The sequence below is a fragment of the Dictyobacter aurantiacus genome, assembly GCF_003967515.1.
GTDB lineage: Bacteria > Chloroflexota > Ktedonobacteria > Ktedonobacterales > Ktedonobacteraceae > Dictyobacter > Dictyobacter aurantiacus.
Genome location: NZ_BIFQ01000002.1, coordinates 1,451,621 through 1,467,084, shown reverse-complemented (window position 1 = coordinate 1,467,084; position 15,464 = coordinate 1,451,621). Strand labels below are relative to the sequence as shown.

The following is a 15,464-nucleotide window of genomic DNA, read 5'->3' as shown; positions in this document are numbered from 1 at the left end:
TCATAAAAGTCTGAGGCATAAGATAGCTCGGGTTGCCAGTGATATTACGATAGCGCCTGACACACCGGCCGGTTGCTCGATTGTTCACAATTTGACGTATACGTATACGTATACGTCAAGCAAAGAAGTAAGGAACAGGACGATGAAGATGATTTTTCCTGCCTGTGGGGATGAATATGTAGAGAATGGTCAGTTTCCAACCTCGCTCCATGTTTGCATGCATGTGGTGCGCAACGCTCGCGTCGATATACGCCTGCAGCGTAACGCGACAACGTTGACTGCGGCGGGATGCTGGGTGACGATAGTGGACGTGGCTACCTCAGCTTCTCAGCAGCCACTGGAATCTTCCCATTACCAGGTGACGCATATCGATGTCGATCAGCAGTTTGAGCTCACACGCTTTCAGCGCCATGGCTGGCGCACAGCCCTGATGATGTTTATACGTGGGGTGATCACCTTGATGCGGCAATCAACCGATATCTATCATGCCTGCGAATTGACGGCCTTGCCCGCCTGCTACCTGGCTGCACGTTTGCGGCGCAAACCATTGATCTTTGAGGCATATGAGATGCCGCTTCAAGATATGCCGCTGGCGGCTATGTCGAAGAGTCGCCGCCTCTTTTATGGCATCATGAAAGGATGCCTGCGCTCTATGCTGACGCGCTGTGCCACGGTAATTACGGTATCGCCTCCAATTGTGCAGGAGCTACAGCGGCGCTATCACATTCCCCACGTCGTGCTACTGCGCAACCTGCCACAATACCGTACCTGTGGGAAGACGGATCGCCTGCGCCAGCATCTAAACCTGCCCGCGTACACGCGCATCGCCCTCTACCAGGGAAATATTCAGCCCGATCGTGGTCTGGATCGCCTGGTACGGGCAGCCGCCTATCTGGAGCCTGAGCATGTCATTGTTATTATGGGACAAAATATCGGCACGACGCGCACGGAATTAAGGCAGCTCATCATGCTGCAAGGGGTGGATGCGCATATCAAAATCATTCCGGCCGTTCCCTACGATGACCTGTTGGAATGGACGGCTTCCGCTGACCTCGGCCTGAGTATCCTTCCACTGGATTATACACCGAACGTGCGCATGTGCCTGCCCAACAAGCTGTTTGAATATCTTCAGGCCGGCCTGCCGGTGCTCTCATCCCCCCTGGAAGCGGTACGCGAGATTCTGGATACCTACCAGGTTGGTCGTGTCGTTCGCTCGATGGACCCCGCCGATGTCGGGAAAGACATCAACATGCTGCTCAGCAATGCGGATGAACTGGCACGCATGCGCGCCAACGCCCTGCAGGCCGCCCGTCAGGATCTTTGCTGGGAGAAAGAAAGTACAAAGCTGCTGCAGCTATATCGTCAGATAAGTAGCCAGCAAGCATAAATGCCCTTGCGCTGCTGCGCAGAGCTAATTTGTCTTGTGCCGTTGTGGAAATTTGTCAGCCATGGCTGACAAATTTCCACAACGGCACAAGACAAGCTGGTTGATGCCGTAGGCGTCAATCAGACTTAAAGAGTTACAAAGGCGGTAGAATAAGCAATCTTTCTCGATTGCTCATTCTACGTAGCGTCGCCATTTCCATTGGCCACGGAGAAAGAGCCAGGCCAGCACAACCATCAGGGCTGCGACCAGCAGACCAGACTCACCTGTCCAGTGCGAGGTGTCTCCGTCGCGGTTGAGCGAGTTGAAGATCTCTACGATAAAGCTGTTCCAGGCGGCATGCAGGACCACTGAGGGCCAGATGCTTCCGGTCTGCAGACGCAGGCGCGCCTCCAGGCAGCCAAGACTGGTGATGGTGACCAGGAAAACGCAGGCGGAAAAGACGACCGGCCAGCCCATAACTGGCGCGGTCAGAAAGATCAGCGGCCAGTGCCAGAGGGACCAGATAAGTCCACTGACGATGATGGGCTGCGGCACGCCCGCGTCGATCAGACGCGTCAGCATGTAGCCACGCCAACCAAGCTCCTCACCAGTGGCATTGATCATCTCAGCCGAGAAAAAGGAGATGATCAATAGCAAAGTCAGTGGCCACGCCGCATTGGCGCCAAACAAGTTGATCGCGAAGCCAAGGCTGGGAGAGGGTCGAAAAGGGATCAGATGTGCCAGGCCAGTGGACCAGGCCAGCCCGTAGGCCAGCAGCGCCACCACGAGCGGCGTCAATAGCGCCAGCGCGATCGCGCTCCAGGTGCGGCGACCACCAAAGCGCAGCGAGATGTCACGCCACCCCTCGTGCAAGATCCAGCGTGTCAATAAAGCCGCGCAGCCAGGGGACCACATCAATAGAAAGCTGCTCACCACACTTTGTGTGGCCAGGGTAAACCAGGCAGCAAGGCCAGAACAAACAATCAGGAGCAGGAAGAACAGCAACAAACCACGTCTGGCAGAGGCTTTTAAGGGTACGTTCTCATCTTTCACAGACAGGTCAGCGTTGCTAACCTCCACTGAGAGACGACCTTTTTGCGGTAGGAGCATATAGGCAAATCCTTTTGTGCAGGCCCGGCATTCATATATATTTATTGTAGCATAACGCCTTGCGAAAGTGTCTGATTTTGTAAGGGATAGAACAGCAGCACAGGTGGACGCGACCGCGTCCACCTGTGCTGCTGTTCTATCCCTTACAAATGATGCCTACGATCAAGCGGTCGTATAGGGGACGTTCACCAGGGGCGCGGAACACGATGACCCACAACTGCTGGGATAGGAAAATGTATAGATGCGCCCATTATTGATGGGCTGATTATTAGCATCAAAGACTTTGATCTGGTAGTCCTTTCCACCAGAGGTGGTTGGCAGAATGATATAGTCCTGGCCGAGATCGCTGTCCATCGAAGCGTTGACCCAGGCGCCATTCTGATAATACTCGATGCCATGGATGCCATTGGCCAGGTGCGTGATCGAGATGGCCGACCAGTATGGGCTAGCCCCCTGCAAAAATCCGAGCTGGATATCACCGGTATAGTTGGGCGCGGGAATGAATTGCCAGCTAATCTGGCGATTCTGCCAGGAATTGGGATACATATCGCCAACAGGCTGTCCGTTGAGGACAAACTTGTTTAGCGAGTCCTGCGCCAGGTCCAGATGGTTGGGATCGTCGCGGCACCAGGCGTTTCCATCCTGGCAGCTATCGGCCACCAGCATATCGAGTGTCGCGCCGTTATACTTATCGGTAATCCAGTTGCCGTTGCGGCAGAAAGGCATGTTCTGGGCCCCATCATTGATGCCGGTGCAGAAATCGCCGATGGTGACGCGCACCCAGCGTCCGCAGTTGAGTCCGTTGCTAAACATACCGATCTTGCTGGCGTTTTGCGCCCCGATCGGACGTGTGAGGTAGGTTGTATAGTCGTTCGGCGTATTCTGTACGTTCATGGCAACAAAGTTCTGCGAATCCAGATTGGCCTGGGGCACGCCACAGCCGCCATAAGGACTGCCCAGTCCAGAGAACCAGGTAGCGTTGCCAGTGTGACTGCCTTCGAGCTGCAGTTGCGTTGGAGTAACACCGGGCACAAAAGAGCCAGGAGTCGGCGTTGGTGTCGGCGTCTGTCCCGGCGTGGGTGCAGGCGTCGGTGTCGTACCCGGCGTTGGCGTTGGTGTCGTACCCGGCGTGGGGGTCGGGGTTGATCCACCGCTTCCATTGCAGGGATTGCCATTGACGCTAAATGAGGTGGAGGCCGCACTGCTGGAGCTGGCGTTGGCGTTAAAGCCGGGAACGGCGGTCCCGTTGACCGCCACGTTCCCATTATAGCTGGCGTTCACCACCGTCACCTGCTGACCTGACTGGGTAAAAGTACCATTCCAGCCCTGCGTAACGCTCTGGTCGCTGGCCCCCAATGTGAATTTGAGGGTCCAGTTTGACCAGGCACTACCGCTGGTATTCTGAATGGTAATATTGGCGCTATAGCCTCCCGGCCACTGATTGGTCACGGCATAGGTTGCCTGGCAGTAGGTGGATGCCGCGTGTGTGACCTGCAGGCTTATGAATAAGACGCCCACAAGGCAGCAGATCAGCAGAACAGCCATGCCACTAACAAGCCATCGCTTAGGATTCTTTCTATCTTTCATTGCTTTTCCTTAGTCGCTACGCGGCAAAGCTGGGGCAAGCCCCACCTACGATGCGACCTGGCAGGATGTGCCGTTGAGCGTGAAGGTGGTGGGATTATTGTTGCTACCACTCACGTTCGCGCTAAAGCCGATACTGGTCTTCGCACCCGCGTTGATCGTGCCATTATAACTGGCGTTGGTGACCGTCACCTGCGCGCCTTGCTGGGTAAAGGTGCCGTTCCAGCCGCTGGTGACCTGTTGACCGCTGGGGAACGAGAAGACCAGGGTCCAGCCATTGATGATGGATGAGCCGGTATTGGTAATGTCGATGTTGCCATTGAAGCCGCCCGACCACTGGTTGGTAATGCTATAGGCGACGCTGCAACTGTTGCCGGTCACGGGTGTACTGGTCGGCGTCGGCGTTGGTGTATTAGTCGGGGTTGGCGTCGGCGTCGGCGTCCCACTGCTACCGCTGCCACTATAGGTGACCTGCGCGATCTGAGGATCCCAGGCATTCGTCGCATTGGTAGGGAAGACCATCTTGACGTAATTGGTTCCAGTAGGAACGCTCACGATGTACTGAATGTGGGTCCAGTTGCCGCCCAGATTGCTCGTCTGTGGTGTGACCGGGGTATAGGTCTGGTTATCCGCCGAGGTGTAGAACTGGAAGTCACTCACCCCGGTCTGGCCGGGCCAGTAGTAGGTATCAGCCTGGAAGGAAGTCATGCCGGTGAGCTTCCAGACCGCCCATTCGGCAGAGGTGGCGCTGCGCGTCAAGCGTGAGGTGTCATTATTGAAGTACTGAGTATTGGTTGAGTCAAAAGTGAGATTGGCCGAATGAGAAGCGATATTGCTAAAGTCGTTGAGATTATCAACAACGGTGGTGCCGCCGCCATTACCGCCGCCACCAATGTTGCCAACTCCCACCTGCCAGGTCTGCGAATAGGCGCCGGAGACGCCCGAAAGATTATAGGCGCGCACGCGATAGAAGATCTGGCCACTGCCGGGCTGCGAAGAATCGGTCCAGGGCGCATTATTATCGGTGACACAGCGATTGCACACGACGGTCCAGGGACCATTGCTGTTGCTGGCACGCTCGATCGAATAGGTATCACCACCGGCGGAACCACGCCAGGCGATCTGGTTACCAGAGACGCTGGTAATTAGTGGAGCGGGCGGCACAGCATCGGCCGGGACCGACTTCCCTTGCATCTTGTAAGCATGGGTGCGCAAAAGCTGGGCATCTGAACGCATGGTCGAGTCGTCACCAGGATAGTGCATGGTATAGCCGTCGTTATGCTGCACATATCCATAATTGTCCGCATGCGGAAAAATGGACCAGAAGGTGTCACCAGCGGTATTGCTGTTCTCGATGGTGCTCAAGAAGGTGTTGAGTGGATCACCACTGTTCCAGCCGTATTCACCAACATAGAATACTTTGCCGGCAGCGCTCACAGCCTGGGCATACGACTGCACCCAGGAGACGCTCATCGGATAGTAGTGCATGGTATACATGTCAACATCGGGCAACGAGTATTCAGAGCTGGCCGGACCACTATGGCCGTCGAGTACGAGATGGTTGTGGTCGATGCCCTTGATATAGGCGGCGATCGTCTCGGTCCAGTTATCAGGAGGAATGATCTCGTTGCCGGTCTCCCAGGCCATGACGGTGGGGTCGTCCTTCCAGGCAACGCCGGTATAGGTGTTGACGTGGTTCAGCAACGTGCTGATATACTGCTCGAAATCTCCAATGACAGTGCTGTTGGTATAGAACTGATTCTCATCGGAGATACCACGCCAGTCGGTGAAGTTGTGCTTGCCACCATGAAAGTAGTGATAGTTATCGGTGAAAGGGATAACCAGCCGGATGCCGCGATCTCCAGCCGCCTTGATGGCGTAGTCCATATGCTGCAACGCGGTCTGGTTGAAGACTCCCAGCGAAGGCTCGACGCAGAGGCTACAGCCGGTGGAGATGCCCAGGGTGTGGGAGCGCACCACGTTGGCCCCCATCTCTTTGGCGGTATCCAGGGCATCATCGACGCGGAACTGCGTCGGATAGTTCACGCCACCGACGTTCTCATCGAGTCCTAGCCAGTAAATATTGCTGCCAGCGAAACGAAAATTATTACCATTTAACTTCAGTTGCGAACCCGAACGCGTCACAAATCCGCTCACAGCGGCCTGCGCGGTCGAATTGTGGGTTGAGGGGATGACGAAGAACAGTGACAGCATGGCGGTAAATAAGATCATACCCACTGCCAGCACACGCGTAAAGCGAGGCGTTGATCTCCTCATTTCTTTTCTCCTTTGAACGTGTGAACCGTACTGGATCATTTCCAGCATTCATATGTATCAGTGATTCGTTCATTGAACCGTTCGCGGCATTGATGGCGTTCGTTCATGAAAAATAGCGATCTCCATGAACAACCATACATGTTTCTATGAATACTGTTATACATCCCTACATCATGTTCAGTCCATCCTTTTATCACCAAATTTCTATGCAAAAATTATTCAGTTTTTGTTCACCCAGCAAAAAGGTGAATTTTACCCTCTTATTACATTCATTGAACATATTCATATTATTCATTGAATAAAGCAATAAAAGATATCACCGGGCATTTTCCCTGGTGGTTAATCGCGCCCACATGGATGAGTTGGGATAGCACGGGCTGGCAATGGACAACGCTAACGTCATACTCATACGGCGCTATGCATGTGTTATAGTAAGGGGAATTACCACAGCATTGTCGGTGGTGCGGAAATCAGGAATGCATCAATAAGGATATATGAAAAAACATGGCAAATAATAATACGACAACTACCCTCTATATCACCCGGCATGGTCAGACGCATTGGAATGCGGAACGCAGGATGCAGGGCCATACCAACTCTGATCTGACCGAACTGGGCACGCAACAGGCGACATGGTTGCGCGATGCTGTGCAAGACGTAGACTTCGCCGCCATCTATGCCAGTCCTAGCACACGCACCTACCATACCGCTGAAATCATCCGTGGCCAGCGTACGCAACCGGTCATCCCCTGCGAAGAGCTCAAAGAGATCGGCCTCGGCTCATGGGAGGGACAACTGGTCAGCGAGATCGAGCGGCAACATCCAGCTGAGTTCTTTGCCTTCTGGCATGCGCCCCAGGAATACCAGGCCCTCAACGGAGGTGAGACCTTCGCGCAGGTGCGCGAACGTGCGCTCCCTAAAGTCAATGAATTGATCGAACTGCATACAGGGCAGAGCATCCTGCTCGTCACGCATGCCGTGACCCTCAAAACCATCGTCAGCAGCTTTGAAGATCGTTCGCTCGCCCGTCTCTGGGAGCCGCCGGTGATCCACCCCACCTCCCTCACCAAAATCGCCATTGAGAACAGCGTCGCCCGCATCGAATTATACGCCGACGTCTCGCACCACCAGGTCAAACCCTCCTCGCCCCAGCTCGAAAAAAGCGCCCAGGGTCGCAGCGTGTAAGCCACAAATCAACCACCCACGAAATGGTCCCGTGGATCATCATACATTCGCATCCCTACGCCCGCCATACGCGAAAATGTCCCCGTAGGCGGCACAGGGCTGCGGCACAGCGTACACGCATCGCCGACATCAAAGCAGCAGCCCGGCCTTGTGTGTGCCGCCAAACCTCCCCCCACGATTCCGTGCCTGGAAATGATGATGCCGATGGTTCGCGTATCAATAAAGGCATGCTCCACTTGCATGATATGCAAGGCTTATGAAATCGAGATTTCGTACGTCAACGGGGCAGCATGCACAAAGCAAGCACCGCTGAATTTATGTAAGCCATACGTGTATGATGGGTCGCAGTGCTATGCCGCCTACGAGGGGATTCCATTTCGTGCTTCAGGGGCTTTTTCGCGTGGGAAACATTCTCGTGGTCTGGGAGCGATGAATACTTTGATTATCCCTTTAGTATCGGAGGTATAAAGTAATCCGCCAAAACATTAAGAGGCCCACCTTCTAGATCAATCGATCACGGCGGGCCGCTTCGTCTATTGTTATGTATCAATCTTCATGCTAATCAAAATGAGACATCTGAACCGCTCCTTTCAATTTAATACATGATGACCGCAGTTCGTCTTAACAGTAAAACCACTTGTACAGTAGTTCGTACGTCAGACTCAGAACCAAGGATAGAAAGCGTTAGGTGTAGCATTAAGTGTATGCCACAAATTAATATGAGCCATGCTAAGAACAATAAAAGATAACACAATCAAAGAGAGAATAATCAATGCAACAATAGTAATCATCTGTTTGTTACGAAGTGCGAGCATCATGTTAGTCAATCCTTTCCTAAAAGGGTAATTATTTTGGGACCAAATCCCACAATTGCCAAACCACCAGAGGCAACAGCTTGTATCAACTTGGATAGAAGCATCATTCAATTGCTAATGCTAAAGTAGAGGGAAGTAATCATCACTCTACTTCCAAATCATTCACGCTTTGCCTCACAACCAGCATCTATGGTACTAGTTTGTGATTAAAATATACACGGTTTGATAGCAAAACATGGTTGATTTTATCCATTATCTAAGGTACTACCTCTCTAGTAGACATGCGAAAGAGATCACCAATTTAGTCGGAGATTGCTAAAAAATGGGAGAGGAATATCAAAAATGGAGGGGTAAATCAAAATGAGATGAACATCTCAAAAAATTTGGATGTGTTATTTCATCAGCTGTCAGTTTAATATATATATGCTAAAAAAAACTACACATCTATTAAAATGATATAATTAAGCTCATAAAATCAATTTTCCATAATAAACGTTAACTAAAATTTATCACATCTTCATATCGGTCAGCATTTTGTCATTGTATTCTTGTAGATTAACCCAAGCATTACACCGCTTAAAAATTTGATAAGATTCTTGAATATACATATTCCCTCTTGTTATTTCTTCTACAGAAGGAGCCTCCTTATTCAACAATGCATTGCCGTAGTGCAGGAGAATACGTGCATATTCCAAACGCATATCACATTTCTGAAAAACATTTAAAGCTTTTTCATAATAAATTACACCTTCATCAAAATCGTGTTGCTCAATTAGTATTCTACCGATCATATGGTGGGCTCTGGCTACAAGCCAATTCAATTTTAGCTTCTGAGCATCATTAAGAGCTATTTCTGATTGCTCATAAGCACTTTTAAGCTCATTCATTTGAAACATCACTTGAGAGAGTACTAAACGCGCTTCTATTCTCGATTCAGCTTCAATAGCATTAATGCTAAGAGCGTGAAACAAAGTGTTTTTGGCTTTGTTTAATAAGGTTTTCGCTTCATTTTTGCTCTTTAGAGACTGAAGCAACCTTAGATAGCCAATGACCACCAATGCATATCCCAAATATGGCAATGCCTGGGTTTTACGGCCATTTATGAATGCTTGAAACAAATTTAATCTTGCTTCAGATACTTTCCCTTGTTCTAACAAAGCTAGAGAATAATTTGTATAAAATAAGCATGCTAAAGCTTGAGTTTTGGTTATCTCAATTAAATCCAGGGCTTCTCTAAATTCACTTGTCGCCTCTATAAGATTTCCAGTGCGAACATCACCAATACCCATATTGCATAAACTCATAGCTTCAAGTGGTCGATCTCCCATAAATTTAGCTAAATTACGAGAGCGACGTAAAGCTGCTTGAGCCAGAGGATATTCAGCAGTCCTTAAATATAAATCTCCCATATTACAGCCGATAATAGCAATTTCTCTTTGAAAATTGTATTGCTCTGCAATTGCAAGAGCTTTTTTAAGGTGTGGCAAAGCCTCATCACATTTACCACTTGCTGCTTCAACATTGCTAAGCAGAGTATAAATTCTACCTATATCGATGGAGTTCCTTGATAATTCACGCTTTGTAAGAGATAAATAAGAATTATCATCAACTTGATAATTCTTGCTGTCAATTACCTCAGAAAACATACTTAATGCTTCATTAGCGCTTTTTCTTACTTCAGTATAATTTCCTTCCCGAAGAAATGCATAACTCTGTTGAAGTTTTATTTTAGCCCAAACTACTCCAGATAAAATGTTGGCTTCTTTCAAAGTATGACCAGCCAAGTCTGTATATTCTCTTGCTTGACTTAAATTGCCTTGATTCCCCCAAGTAGTTCCTATTTTCCACAAAAGCATTGCATGAACTTGAGCGTCTGCATACTCAGACATGTTACAATTTTTGAGATGCACATCAAGAGATCGCTCAAAAAACTGACGAGCTTCCTCAAATCTTCCAGCGATTCTGGTACATTCACCAAGACGCTCCAATAAAAAAGAAATCCGCTGCCAATCTGGATGGCTAATGCCTAAATGATCAACCGCGATACGATAATATTCTTCAGCTTCTCGATATGAAGAGAGCAATGAAGCGTTATTAGCAGCCATCTCGGCATACTGAGCAATAAGCTGATCATCTGCCCCGCCTTTTACAAGATGGTTAGTAATAGTGGCTGCTCCTTTTTCTTCGTGGCCCTGGTACATGGCGCGGAAGACTTCGGCGGCTTTACGGTGAAGGCTGGCGCGCCGGGCTGCGGACAGGCGGTCATAGAGATAAGTTTTGAGCAGGGGGTGCCAGAAGTGGTAGGTGATTCTGGTGCCGGTGCCTTCTTCGGTGAGCATGCCGGAGCGCAGGGCTTCTTCGAGGAGGTCGAGGACGACGTCTTCGTGGTTGGGGAGCTGCGATTCCATTTCGCTGATGGCCTGGAACTCGAAGGAGCCTCCGATGACGGCGGCTTTGCCGAGCAGCTGCTGGCACTTTTCGCTCAGGCGCGTCAGGCGCAGGGCGAGTACGGCGTTGATGGTGTCGGGCAGGTTGTCATTGCTGTTGCTGTCCTGGCCGCTGGTTGCATCGGACGCGTCGACGACGCTGCGGGCTAGCTCCTCGGCGAAGAAGGGGTTGCCACCCGCGCGCTTCGTGATCTCCTCGATCGTGGTTTCGGGGGCGTGCGAGACCTGGGAGACCAGTGAGTTGATCTGCTCTTTACTCAATAGATCCAGGGAGATGGTTTCGACGGCGTTCTCACGGCGCAGGTCGGTGAGCAAGGAGCGCAGGGGACTATTGGGGTCGAGCTCGTTTTCGCGGCAGGTGCCGATGATGGTGATAGGATAGCCATAGGTGCGGCGCGCCAGGTAGGCCAGCAGCTCGCAGCTGCTGCTATCCGCCCACTGCAGGTCGTCCAGTGTGATCAGGAGCGGGGTGCTCTCGCTGATCAGGGTGAGGAGCTCGCGGGCCGCCTCCCAGAGGCGCAACTGCTCCTGCTCGGGAGAGAGCGAGGAGGGGAAATTAACCGTCGCGAGCAGGTCGTGGATCTCAGGCAGCAGGGTACCCAGCGGCTGGAAGACCAGGGGACGCCGCTTGACCTCCTGACGCTGCCAGACGCCCTGGTCCATGGCTTTACGCAGCACTTCGGTCCAGAGACGATAGGGGATGGTGCCTTCCTGAGCATAGACGCGGCTCCAGGCTACAGCCCAGCCGCGCTTCTTGGCTTCGCGGCCCAGCTCTTCGGCCAGGCGCGTCTTGCCGATACCAACGTCACCCATCAAGAGCACACACTGGGGGCGACGATTGGGATCGAGCGTGGCCACGGTAGAGCGGCGCTGAGCACCCAGGCGAAAACGTGCCGCCTGCTCGGTTGCTGTCAGCAGGTCACGCAGCTGCTCTAATTCCTGCTGGCGGCCCACCAGCGGACTCTGATGACTACGGCCGATCTGTACCGACGGCGACTCGCTTGCTGCCCCAGGATTGCTGGTAGCGTCGCGGGCTCCACGCTCGGCGGCAGCTTCGCTGGCGCGGGCCTTATTGCGGCCACGCATCAGATCGTCATAGAGCTTGCGCGTCTCTGGCAGGGGCGCGATATTATATTCCTGCTGCAGCACCTTATCCAGCTTCTTATACGCGCGCAGGGCCTCACCACGGCGTCCCAGCTTCTCCAGCACAATCATCAGCCGCTGCACACCCGCCTCATTGGTGGGATCTACAGAAATCAATTTGTCCAGCGGCTCGATCGCGTGCACCAGGGCATCGCGGGAAATCATCAGGTCCGCCAGTTCCAGCAGCAGACCAATCCAGCTGCGCTGCAACGACTCGCGGCGCGCACGCGTCCATTCATTGCGCCGATCCTCGGGCAGGAACTCACCACCGTACAGGCTGGCGGCCTCCTTGAGCAACTTCTCTTTGGTGCCAAGATCCTCATCATCCTTCATCTCATGGGCCCGCGTCAGCAACTGCTCAAAAACATCGGCATCCACCCAGATCTGCGAGGAATCCGCCAGTGTCAGAACTTCACGCTCGGTCAACAGGAGCGGCGAGGTTGCGGGACGGTTGCGGCCCGGCTCAAATACCTGGCGCAGGCTGTAGACTGCGCGATCCAGGCGGCTACCAGCGGTTTCTATATCCAGATCCGGCCAGAGTGCCTCGGTTATCTGTTCGCGCCCCAGCTTGCGTCCCGCCACGCTAACGAGACAGCCCAGCAGAGCCCGCACCCGCTGATGCTGCCATGAAGCATCCGTCGCCGTCTGCCAGTCCTGATGATCACGCGGATCACGCCGTTCCAGACGAAACTGCCCCAGGGTATAAATACGGATAACAGCCTGATCCTTCTCGTTCGTCTGCGCGGTCGCTGGCTGCTGATTGCCCAGCATCGTCGCTTCCGCCTCGGGCGGCAAATGTTTTCCAATATAGGTGCGAGTCGTACGCCCCTCTACCGTCTGATAAGCATACCAGTAAGGGCCATGTCCAACCCCTTCCCGGCACCGCTTACAACGTGGTTTTCCGCAATAACTGACCTGCTGGTGATAGGTTATCTTCGTATTCATCGCACGTGCTCCTGAGTTCGCCACCCGAAAGTTCTATATCTATCTAAAAGGGAGGGAGTTCGGGGATTTGAACATGCTCTCAGCATGCTCGTCTAAACCCCGGCAGGAGGGGCTTGCCGCCCCTCCTGCACCTCTCCGCTTTGCTATTTCTAACTGCCTGCCATCTATGCCGGGCAATATGCCAATCCCGTGAAAAGATGATCATTACAAAGACGAACAATCCCCCTGGTATATCAAATACTGTACAGCAGGCAGTATATATCATGATAAATAAAACTTCATCATGGTATGAAAATAGTATTAAAAATGAGGAGGGAAACATTTGTAAAAGCGATGTTCTTCATATGCAAAAAATAACGGATGCTATAGTTAATTGTATGTGGAACTTTTTTATAGGACTGTGACCCACTACTACATTCTTTCTCGCCCTACGAAAAAGTTCCAGACTCTTTTGCGCTCAAAATAACCGCACCACGTAACGACCGGCAAAGGAAACGGCCTGGATGTCACCTTCACGGATATCAGCCATTAATTCCAGGCGCCCTTTCCTATGGGTGCGCAGCATCTTCTCAAAACGTCCCAACTGCTCATTTGAGGGACGATAGCAATACGCCGAGAAGTCCTTCGTTACCGGGGCCAGATAGCGGCACGTGCTGTCTTGAATGATTATTTCGCCCTGCAGTCCATACTCCTGCAACATAAACCAGAGCATACTCCAGCCAGCCAGGGTTAACAGGGCGCTCAGGCTACCACCAAAGGCAGTGCCAGCATGGTTGACATTCTCGGCCAGGGGCGCGTCCAGGCGCAGCATGCGTTCATTATAGGCACCTACTGTCAGATGAAAATGCCGGGTGATCGGTATCTCTGTATTAAGCAACCTCTGGAGCTCGCGCAAACTATCCTGCATAATATCACTGCCTGCCTTCTCCATAAAATCTTCAATGTCTATAGTGTATCCCTTTTTAAGCGCATCCATCAAATACGTGGGCACACTCTATGCTCTATAAGCAAATAGTTATTTTTAAGTAGAAAAGCTTCCTTGACAGAAATAGTAGCTCAGTTTATCTTATAAGGACGCTCGCCCCGTGTCTCTCAGGGGGCGAGCGTAATAAAACGGGCACCGAACTGTCCGTATATGAGGTGATAGAATGCCCCTGGAACTGCTTTTTTTTCTTTGCCTGCAATTCATATTTATCATCATCAACTTTGGGGTGGGGATGATTGGCTTTGCGCGCAGCCGAAAAGTCTTACAAGAGTCGCTTACAACTCCCAACCAGGAGGGCCTGCCTATCCATGGCTTTATGCGCTATATCACCAGACGGAATCGTGTCGTGCGCCAGAGTAATACTATGAATGCGTTGGTACTGGTCTCTGGCATAGTGCTACTTGGGATCAGCTTTGTACAGATGCCAGATCTCCTTGTGCATGGACAGATAGTAGCCATTAATAATAATGATAGTCAAACATTCATTAACTTTGTCATTATTGTTTTCCTGGGCATCTTTTGCGCGCCACTGCTGGGACTCTCAATTGGTGGCAATATCGCTATCCTTCTGATTAACATCTTTGTGGATGTTCATGCTATTGAGTTCTTCCACGTTTCTTCTCTGTCCCGACAAGCTTTCGCCGCTGTGCGCCTGAAATATATTTTGAGTGTTTCCCTACCACTCATTATTTTGCTGGAAAGCGTTACGCTGATCGCGACCCTGACGGGACAAAGCTTTTCCATCCTGATCGTGATACTGACCTACATTATCGCCATTGTCTGCATGCGGACTTTCTTTGGAGCCAGGCTGTTGAAGGCCGTAAATAACTTACAGCCAATTGAGCAGACCAGCTGGGCTTACCTGCAGCCGCGCATCGTCGCCTGGTCGCGTCTGGCAGGCGTGGAGTTTCGAGAAGTCTTGATTCAAGCTGATGCGCTCGGCACCAATATCCGCATCCGGGGTCGCCAGAAACCGGTTCTGATCCTCGGGGAATGGCTGTTGCGCTACACCGACTGGCGCCAGCAGGATGCAATGCTCTGTATAGAGATAGCACTGGTCAGAAAAAAAGTGCTCACCTGGAGCCTCTGGCGAACCATCTGCCTGCTTACGAGTTTCAGCATCCTGATTGGCTTATTTATTGTCTTACAGATGGACGGAGGGCTGTTGGATGTCCTCACGCTCACAACCAGTGTTTTTCTGACGTTGCTCGTGGTGCTACTCATTAATCGTTTCTTTCGAAAAAAAATGCATGCGTTGTATCAGGATGCGGACTGTATCGCCTGCTACTTCACGGGAGACCCAATGGCGGCGATGGTGGCCTTGACGACGGTACAGGCCCTCAATGGCGTTCAGTCCACGCAAAGCACAGTCACCATCCCCTCGGCCAATAACCGCCTGCAACAATTGGATCAACTGGCACGCCAGCCATGGCCGCGCGCCCCCTACGCCAGCAAGCCAGTGCCAGCCATTACTCCGGTGATGTTCGGCCCTTATCAACTCAGCACCAGCATCGATCAGCAGAGCGAGCCTGCTCCGCTACCCACCGCACCATATGTGCCACTGGTATGAGATAACAAAAAAGAGGGCGAGCGTGCAGGCCGCACGC

Annotated in this window: 8 protein-coding genes; 3 read left to right on the top strand and 5 right to left on the bottom strand. The window is 51.8% G+C overall.

The features are described from left to right. Nucleotides 1-142: 142 nt before the first annotated feature. Nucleotides 143-1,387 (top strand): glycosyltransferase, encoded by a 1,245-nt coding sequence (locus tag KTT_RS30755; protein ID WP_160146246.1) that lies wholly within the window; start codon nt 143-145, stop codon nt 1,385-1,387. 171 nt (nt 1,388-1,558) lie between these two features. On the opposite strand, the gene KTT_RS30750 is transcribed toward KTT_RS30755, so the two are convergent. The 3 genes from KTT_RS30750 to KTT_RS30740 all read right to left on the bottom strand — a co-directional run bounded on the left by KTT_RS30750 (nt 1,559) and on the right by KTT_RS30740 (nt 6,337). Further along, nucleotides 1,559-2,476: a CPBP family intramembrane glutamic endopeptidase gene (locus KTT_RS30750; protein WP_126601494.1), complete on the bottom strand. Its 918-nt coding sequence runs from the start codon at nt 2,474-2,476 to the stop codon at nt 1,559-1,561. 162 nt (nt 2,477-2,638) lie between these two features. Continuing rightward, a complete protein-coding gene (locus KTT_RS30745) occupies nt 2,639-4,063 on the bottom strand; it encodes a cellulose binding domain-containing protein (RefSeq protein WP_126601493.1) in 1,425 nt (474 codons plus the stop codon). Nucleotides 4,064-4,108: 45 nt separating this feature from the next. Next, entirely contained in the window at nt 4,109-6,337 is a 2,229-nt protein-coding gene (locus tag KTT_RS30740; protein WP_235845922.1) for a cellulose binding domain-containing protein, read from the bottom strand. 504 nt (nt 6,338-6,841) lie between these two features. Between KTT_RS30740 and KTT_RS30735 the strand changes: the two genes are divergently transcribed. Then, nucleotides 6,842-7,522: a histidine phosphatase family protein gene (locus tag KTT_RS30735; protein WP_126601492.1), complete on the top strand. Its 681-nt coding sequence runs from the start codon at nt 6,842-6,844 to the stop codon at nt 7,520-7,522. Between the two features lie 1,324 nt (nt 7,523-8,846). On the opposite strand, the gene KTT_RS30730 is transcribed toward KTT_RS30735, so the two are convergent. Together KTT_RS30730 and KTT_RS30725 are read right to left on the bottom strand one after the other, a co-directional pair. Beyond that, a complete protein-coding gene (locus tag KTT_RS30730) occupies nt 8,847-12,872 on the bottom strand; it encodes a DUF6788 family protein (RefSeq protein ID WP_126601491.1) in 4,026 nt (1,341 codons plus the stop codon). Nucleotides 12,873-13,329: 457 nt separating this feature from the next. Next, nucleotides 13,330-13,779, bottom strand: coding sequence for a YiiD C-terminal domain-containing protein (locus KTT_RS30725; RefSeq protein WP_160146245.1), 450 nt, complete (start codon nt 13,777-13,779; stop codon nt 13,330-13,332). A gap of 241 nt (nt 13,780-14,020) precedes the next feature. On the opposite strand from KTT_RS30725, the gene KTT_RS30720 reads away from it, so the two are divergent. Continuing rightward, nucleotides 14,021-15,427, top strand: a complete 1,407-nt coding sequence (locus KTT_RS30720; RefSeq protein ID WP_126601489.1) for a hypothetical protein — start codon at nt 14,021-14,023, stop codon at nt 15,425-15,427. Nucleotides 15,428-15,464: the final 37 nt, after the last annotated feature.

What these genes read in the sequence shown, in the direction of transcription:
- KTT_RS30755 (WP_160146246.1), top strand. Translation starts at nt 143, where the DNA reads ATGAAGATGATTTTTCCTGCCTGTGGGGATGAATATGTAGAGAATGGT.
- KTT_RS30750 (WP_126601494.1), bottom strand. Translation starts at nt 2,476, where the DNA reads ATGCTCCTACCGCAAAAAGGTCGTCTCTCAGTGGAGGTTAGCAACGCT.
- KTT_RS30745 (WP_126601493.1), bottom strand. Translation starts at nt 4,063, where the DNA reads ATGAAAGATAGAAAGAATCCTAAGCGATGGCTTGTTAGTGGCATGGCT.
- KTT_RS30740 (WP_235845922.1), bottom strand. Translation starts at nt 6,337, where the DNA reads ATGAGGAGATCAACGCCTCGCTTTACGCGTGTGCTGGCAGTGGGTATG.
- KTT_RS30735 (WP_126601492.1), top strand. Translation starts at nt 6,842, where the DNA reads ATGGCAAATAATAATACGACAACTACCCTCTATATCACCCGGCATGGT.
- KTT_RS30730 (WP_126601491.1), bottom strand. Translation starts at nt 12,872, where the DNA reads ATGAATACGAAGATAACCTATCACCAGCAGGTCAGTTATTGCGGAAAA.
- KTT_RS30725 (WP_160146245.1), bottom strand. Translation starts at nt 13,779, where the DNA reads ATGCAGGATAGTTTGCGCGAGCTCCAGAGGTTGCTTAATACAGAGATA.
- KTT_RS30720 (WP_126601489.1), top strand. Translation starts at nt 14,021, where the DNA reads ATGCCCCTGGAACTGCTTTTTTTTCTTTGCCTGCAATTCATATTTATC.